Here is a 6031-nt window from a genome sequence, read left to right as displayed (position 1 = left end):
CCACGCCGACGGGTCGGTGAGCGTGGCGGACAACGGGCGAGGGACCGACACGCGCCGCGACGGTCAGGGCGCCCCGGTGCGCAAGCCGGTCATGGCGACGCGGGACCTGCGGTTCTTCGACGCACCCACCGCGCAGACCCTTCCCGACGGCCACCCGCGTCGAGGCATCTCGGTGGTGGCCGCCCTCAGCACCTGGCTGGTCCACACCAACCACCGCGCGAACGGGTCGTGGACGCAGCGCTACGAGCACGGCATACCGGTGACCGGCCTGGCGCCGATCCCGGCGCAACCGACCACGGGCACGACGGTCCACTTCCTGCCCAGCGCCGCCCTGGCACCCCTCCCGGCGCCAGCCGAGCCGGGCCGGCTTGCGGACTGGCCGCACCTGACCGTCGAGGTCCTCGACGAGCGTCAGCCCCGCGGCAGCGCGAGGCGGAACGTCGCTCCCTGAGCGGAGTCCAGCAGGCTGATCGTGCCGCCGGCCGCGGTCGTCAGCCGCCGCGCCAGCGCCAGCCCCAGCCCGGCGCCGTCGTGGCCGTCGCCGACGTCCGCGCGCCGACCCGGCTCGAAGACGTGGTCCCGCACCGCCTCCGGCACCCCGGGGCCGTCGTCGGAGACGTCGACGAAGACCTGCCGGTCGTCGTGCGTGACCTGGATGCGGACCTCCGTCGCGGCATGGCGCACCGCGTTCTCGAGCACCGGCGCGACGGCGCGCTCGAGGACGAGGGCGTCCAGCCCGGCTGGCGGGACCGACGGCGCCGGCGGCTGGACGACCACGCGGACCCGGGCGCCCGCACCCGCCCGGTGAGCCGCCTCCTCGACCACCTGCCCGGCGTCGCAGCGCCCGGCCAGCGCCCCCGACTCGGTCCGGGCCGTCGCCAGCAGGGTCCCGAGGATCGCCTCCATCTCGCGGGCCGTGTCAGCGATCGCGGCCAGGGCCTGGGCCGCCTCCAGGGACTCCCCCGTCGCCGCCGCCGACGACAGCGTGGCCTCCTCGGCGAGGTCGGCCTCGACGAGGATGCGGGACAACGGGGTGCGCAGCTCGTGCGAGATCTCGGCGACGAGCTGCTTCTCGTAGCGCAGCATCGCCGACAGCCTGGCCAGCCACCCGTCGAGGGTGGCCGCCAGCAGGGCGAGCTCCCGCGGCCGGGGGCCGGGGCCGAAGCGCCGGTCGACGTCCACGTCACCCCACTCCCGCGCCTGGGTGGTCATCTCATGCACCGGGCGCAACGCGCTGGTCACGCTCGCCCGGACCACGAGGTAGGCCCCGCCCACGAGCAGGACCGCCAGGACCGTGCTCCCGACCAGCACCGCGCGGGCCGACTGCTGGTACGGCTCGAGGGCCAGCGAGGTCACCACCGTGGCGACCTGCCGTCCGTTGGCGGTCATCGCCTCCGAGTACAACCGCAACGGCTTGTCCCCCGGCACGTCGAGGTACCGCCCCGGGGTCACGGCGACGTCCTCGACGGAGCGGACCAGCGACGGGTTCCCGGTCGGCCCCTGCAGGACGCGCCCACCGGCGATGATCCACGTCCCGGTGTCGAGGAGGGCGTCGTTGCTCGGGTCGCTGACCGTGGGCCGCCCGGCCGCGTCGACGTTCACCGTGGCCATCGCAGAGTCCGCGCGGTCCTGCAGCTCGGCGTTGGCCTGCGCCCGTCCCCGCTGGTCGAGCACCACGTTGAGGGTCACCGTCGCCAGGAGCACCCACACCGCCAGCGCCAGCGTGGCCGCGAGCGAGACCCTGGCGCGCAGGCTCCACGGTCGTCTCATGAGTAGCGGTAGCCCACGCCGTGAATCGTCTTGATCTGGCGTTCGGGGTCGGCCGCGGCCAGCTTGCGGCGCAGCCGGGCGATGTACTGGTCCAGCGCGTTGTCGCTGACCTTGGCGCCGTCGGGCCACGCCGCGGCGAACAGCAGGTGCCGGCGGACCGCCGTGCCCGGCGCGCCCATCAGGGCCGCGAGGATCCGGAACTCCGTCGGCGAGAGCGGGACCGTCGAGCCGGTGGCCGACACGATCGCGTGCGCCGCCGGGTCCAGGTGGGTCTGGGCGAGCGGGTCCTCGGGCGGGGACCACTCGATCCGGCGCAGCAGCGCGGTCACCCGGGCGACGAGCTCGGCCAGCTCGAACGGCTTGGACACGTAGTCGTCACCGCCCACGGAGAAGCCGGACAGCACGTCGGCGACCTGCCCCCGCGCGGTCATGAAGAGCACCGGTGTGTTGTCGCCCTTGGCGCGCAACGCCTGGCAGACGTCACGCCCGTCGGCGTCGGGCAGCCCGATGTCGAGGACGATGAGGTCCGCCCCGTCACCCTCCAGGTGCGCCAGGGCCGAGCGGCCGTCCCGCGCCGTGGTCACACGGAAGTGGTGGCGCCGCAGACCGCGGGCCACGGTGTGGCGCAGGGAGTCGTCGTCCTCGACGAGCAGCACCCGGCAGGTCTCCATGCGAGCGAGTATCACCGCTGTTCCTGTCCGACGTCCGTCATTCCGCGCACCCTGCTTCGTGCGGCCCGGGACCGTGCCGCGGGCGCCTGGCGTCCTCCTCGCGCTGCCACCTGCCGCCCGGTCATGCCTCGACCCTGCCACGGCGGACCTGACAAAGACCTGAACGAGCGCGGCAACCCGACCCGCGGGCCGAAACCCGGTTGAGCCGCCTCGGGCCAGAGCAGTTGACTGGGCGCACCGATCCCCTTGTCCAGGAGCCTCCTTGCCCGTCTGCCCCGACACCGACATCGCCTACGACCGCGCCGGCCCGACCGGTGAGACCCCCGTCCTCCTGGTCCACGCCGGTGTCGCGGACCGGCGGATGTGGGAGCCGCAGTGGACCGCCCTGACCCGCCGGCACGACGTGGTCCGGCTGGACCTGCGCGGCTTCGGCGAGTCGGTGTCACGCCCCGCCGCCCCCTTCGCCCACCACGACGACGTGGCCGCCACCCTGGCCGCGCTGGGCGTCGAGCGCGCCCACGTCGTCGGCTGCTCCTTCGGCGCCGGCGTCGCCGTCGAGACCGCGCTGGAGCACCCGGGCCTGGTGGCCTCCCTCCTGCTCGCCGCCCCCGGCGGCGCGCTGATGACCGAGATGAGCCCGGAGCTGCGCCAGTTCTTCGACGCCGAGCGCGAGGCCATGGACCGCGGCGACCTCGACGCGGCCGTGCAGGCCAACCTCGACTGGTGGGTCGACGGGCCGCAGCGCGGCGCCGACGCCACCCGGTCCGAGGCGCGCGACCTCGTCGCGACGATGCAGCGCCGGGCCTTCGAGGTCACCGCGGACTGGGACGACGTCGAGGAGGTCGAGCTCGACCCGCCGGCCGCCGAGCGGCTCGGCGAGCTGACCGTGCCGACCCTGGTGCTCGAGGGCGGGCTGGACATCCCGACCATCGGCGTCGCCGCCCGCGACGTCGCCGACTTGGTCCCCGGCGCCCGCCACGAGGTCTGGCCGGACACCGCCCACCTGCCCTCCCTCGAACGCCCCGAGGACTTCCGGGCGCTGCTCGAGGAGTGGCTCGCCGAGCGCAGCAGCGCCTGAGGCGTATGCCGTGTGGCTGGGACCCAGCCACACGGCATACCCGAGGGTGGCTCAGCCGTCGGCGAGCCTCCGGGCCGCCATGGTCGGAGACTGGATGGACCATCCACGCAAGGGAGGCCATCCATGACCACGCACGAGGTGGGCTACTTCGTCGGGAGCCTGTCGGAGGAGTCGATCAACCGCATCCTGTCGAAGGCGCTCGTCCGGCTCGCCCCACCGCATCTGCGCCTGACCGAGATCCCGATCCGGGACCTCCCGCTCTACAACCGCGACCTCGACGGCACGTTCCCCGCGGAGGCCACCGCGCTCAAGGACGCGATCGCCGGCGTGCAGGCGGTGCTCTTCGTGACGCCGGAGTACAACCGCTCCATCCCGGGCGCGCTGAAGAACGCCATCGACTGGGCCAGCCGCCCCTGGGGCCAGAACTCGTTCGCCCGCAAGCCGTCCGCAGTCATCGGCACCTCCCCCGGCGCGATCGGGACGGCCGTCGCCCAGCAGCACCTCAAGAGCATCCTCAGCTTCTGCAACTCACCCCAGATGAACGCCGTCGAGGCCTACATCCAGTTCAAGCCGGGCCTGTTCACCCCTGACGGCGAGGTCACCGACGCGAGCACCGAGACGTTCCTGCGCGACTACCTGGAGCAGTTCAGCTCCTTCATCGCGCGCGTCCTCACCGTGCTGCCGCCCGACGAGCTCTGAGGGCGGCCACGCGGGCGGGAGCGGCTGCGCCATCCGGACCAGGACGGCTGCGGCAATTGCCCTTGTCGTGCGCCGGGGACAGGACGAGGCTGGAGCCGCCGGCACCCCGGCAGCTACCGACGCCACACGATGGGGAGAAGTCATGGCGGTCCAGCTCAACCCGTACCTCGGTTTCAAGGACAACGCCCGCGCGGCGATGGAGTTCTACCAGTCGGTCTTCGGCGGCACGCTGAACATCTCGACGTTCAAGGAGTTCCACGCCTCCCAGGACCCGGCCGAGGACGACCTGGTGATGCACGCCCAGCTCGAGGGCGACAACGGCATCACCTTCATGGCGTCCGACACGCCCGCGCGCATGGACTACACGCCGGGCAACACCTTCAACATGTCGCTCAGCGGCGACGACGAGCCCACCCTGCGCGGCTGGTTCGACAAGCTCGCCGACGGCGGCACGGTGACCATGCCGATGGACAAGGCCCCCTGGGGCGACATCTTCGGCATGTGCGTCGACAAGTTCGGCATCAGCTGGCTGGTCAACGCCTCGGTCCCGCAGGCCTGAGACCAGGTATGCCGTGTGGCTGGGTCCCAGCCACACGGCATACCGGCGCGGTCACTCGACGTCGACGTCGCGGATCACGTGCTGGACGGTGTGCGGCGGGGCGGTCGGGTCGTCCGGCTGCTCGACCCGGGTGATCACCCGCTCGTGCCGGCTGCCGCGGCGCGCGTAGGCGATGATCGCGCCGCCGGCGACCATGAGGATCACGCCGACGACCTTGAGGTTGATGCCCGGCGCGTCCACGCGAACCGCGAACGTCAGGATCGCGCCCAGCACCGCCAGGAAGACTCCGGCTCCCACGTCACACCTGCCTTCGACGGGGCAGCGGCCGGTCGCCCCTGCCGAACGCCGCGAGTCTACGCATTTCCGCCCGAACCGGACGCGTCGCCTCAGCCCGTGGTGCTGCGGAAGACCTCGAGCGGGATCCCGTAGTACTGCTCCGAGAGGCCGAGGTGCTCCATGCCCAGGCGCCGGCACACCGCCTGCGACCTGTCGTTGTCGGGGTTGACGACCGCCAGCACCTCCTCCAGCCCGGCCGCGAAGCCGCGCTCGACCGCTGCCCGTGCGGCCTCGGTGGCGTAGCCCCTGCCCCAGTGGTCGGGGTGCAGGTGCCAGCCGACCTCGACCTCGCCGTCGGTGCCACCACGCAGCGGCACCAGCAGCACCGTGCCCACCGGCCGGTCACTGGCGCGCTCGACCACGCACCACACGCCGTAGGTCGGGTCCGGCTCGCTGCGGGCGCCCCACTGGTCGACCACGAGGTGCGCCTCGTCGAGGTTCTCCAGCGGCCGCGGGGTCGCCCCGAGCCAGCGGGCCACCTCCATGCGCGAGTAGGTGTCGAGGATGTCCTCGGCGTCGTCGTGGGTCCACGGCCGCACGACCAGCCGCTCGGTCTCGAAAATCGTTGTCGCAGAAGCGTTGTGGGTCACTGTGGATGCCTCCTAGAACCAGTGCACGCACAGCGGCGCCGTGCTCGTCGTGAACAGCCGGTCGGCGAGCGCCGCGGCTCCGGGGGTGCACTCGGTGACGCGCCCGCCGAGCACGAGCCCGGTGAACGGGACCCCACCGAGGTAGGCCGAGCCGAGGTCGGCGACGTCCAGCCGCAGGTCGGGCGCGGCGTCCTCCACGCGGGCGCACTTGGCCTCGCCGCCCTCGACGTCGAGGGCGAAGGTGCCGGACAGGTCGGGGCAGAACGGGTCCTCCACCTGCAGGACGAGGCTGCCGGACCCCGTGTATCCGCGGGCAGCCAGGGCTGCG

The 6031-nt window shown here is 73.1% G+C and carries 9 protein-coding genes; 4 read left to right on the top strand and 5 right to left on the bottom strand.

Translation table 11 applies throughout. The features are described from left to right. Positions 1-451 (top strand): ATP-binding protein (locus tag VF825_RS11325; protein ID WP_331113282.1); only part of this gene is annotated, 451 nt, incomplete at its 5' end. On the opposite strand, the gene VF825_RS11320 is transcribed toward VF825_RS11325, so the two are convergent. Both VF825_RS11320 and VF825_RS11315 read right to left on the bottom strand, forming a co-directional pair. Continuing rightward, positions 412-1770 carry a HAMP domain-containing sensor histidine kinase gene (locus VF825_RS11320; protein WP_331113280.1) on the bottom strand — a complete coding sequence of 453 codons (1359 nt, stop codon included), beginning with the start codon at positions 1768-1770 and terminating at the stop codon, positions 412-414. The two genes, VF825_RS11325 and VF825_RS11320, sit on opposite strands and share 40 nt — an antisense overlap. After that, positions 1767-2441, bottom strand: a complete 675-nt coding sequence (locus VF825_RS11315) for a response regulator transcription factor (RefSeq protein WP_331113278.1) — start codon at positions 2439-2441, stop codon at positions 1767-1769. The genes VF825_RS11320 and VF825_RS11315 overlap by 4 nt, the downstream gene beginning before the upstream one ends. A gap of 262 nt (positions 2442-2703) precedes the next feature. Between VF825_RS11315 and VF825_RS11310 the strand changes: the two genes are divergently transcribed. The 3 genes from VF825_RS11310 (at position 2704) to VF825_RS11300 (ending at position 4777) form a co-directional block, all read left to right on the top strand. Then, the gene (locus VF825_RS11310; RefSeq protein WP_331113276.1) at positions 2704-3519 is read left to right on the top strand and encodes an alpha/beta fold hydrolase; all 816 of its coding nucleotides are present in this window, start codon (positions 2704-2706) and stop codon (positions 3517-3519) included. Positions 3520-3642: 123 nt separating this feature from the next. Then, on the top strand, positions 3643-4218 hold the full coding sequence (locus VF825_RS11305) for an NADPH-dependent FMN reductase (protein ID WP_331113274.1): 576 nt from the start codon (positions 3643-3645) through the stop codon (positions 4216-4218). A gap of 142 nt (positions 4219-4360) precedes the next feature. Next, complete coding sequence (locus tag VF825_RS11300) at positions 4361-4777, top strand: VOC family protein (protein WP_331113272.1); 417 nt, start codon at positions 4361-4363, stop codon at positions 4775-4777. A gap of 51 nt (positions 4778-4828) precedes the next feature. Here the strand turns inward: VF825_RS11300 and VF825_RS11295 are convergent, their stop codons facing one another. From VF825_RS11295 to VF825_RS11285, 3 genes are all read right to left on the bottom strand, one after another. Continuing rightward, positions 4829-5074 carry a DUF6458 family protein gene (locus VF825_RS11295; RefSeq protein WP_331113270.1) on the bottom strand — a complete coding sequence of 82 codons (246 nt, stop codon included), beginning with the start codon at positions 5072-5074 and terminating at the stop codon, positions 4829-4831. Positions 5075-5163: 89 nt separating this feature from the next. Continuing rightward, positions 5164-5703: a GNAT family N-acetyltransferase gene (locus VF825_RS11290; protein ID WP_331113268.1), complete on the bottom strand. Its 540-nt coding sequence runs from the start codon at positions 5701-5703 to the stop codon at positions 5164-5166. A gap of 12 nt (positions 5704-5715) precedes the next feature. After that, positions 5716-6031, bottom strand: a 316-nt coding sequence (locus VF825_RS11285; protein ID WP_331113266.1) for a sterol carrier protein domain-containing protein, incomplete at its 5' end; no start/stop codon positions are given.

This window comes from Oryzihumus sp. (genome assembly GCF_036391795.1).
In the GTDB taxonomy this organism is placed as follows: Bacteria; Actinomycetota; Actinomycetes; order Actinomycetales; family Dermatophilaceae; genus Oryzihumus.
This window is presented reverse-complemented; position numbering and strand designations above follow the sequence as displayed.

What these genes read in the sequence shown, in the direction of transcription:
- VF825_RS11300 (WP_331113272.1), top strand. Translation starts at nt 4,361, where the DNA reads ATGGCGGTCCAGCTCAACCCGTACCTCGGTTTCAAGGACAACGCCCGC.
- VF825_RS11305 (WP_331113274.1), top strand. Translation starts at nt 3,643, where the DNA reads ATGACCACGCACGAGGTGGGCTACTTCGTCGGGAGCCTGTCGGAGGAG.
- VF825_RS11320 (WP_331113280.1), bottom strand. Translation starts at nt 1,770, where the DNA reads ATGAGACGACCGTGGAGCCTGCGCGCCAGGGTCTCGCTCGCGGCCACG.
- VF825_RS11315 (WP_331113278.1), bottom strand. Translation starts at nt 2,441, where the DNA reads ATGGAGACCTGCCGGGTGCTGCTCGTCGAGGACGACGACTCCCTGCGC.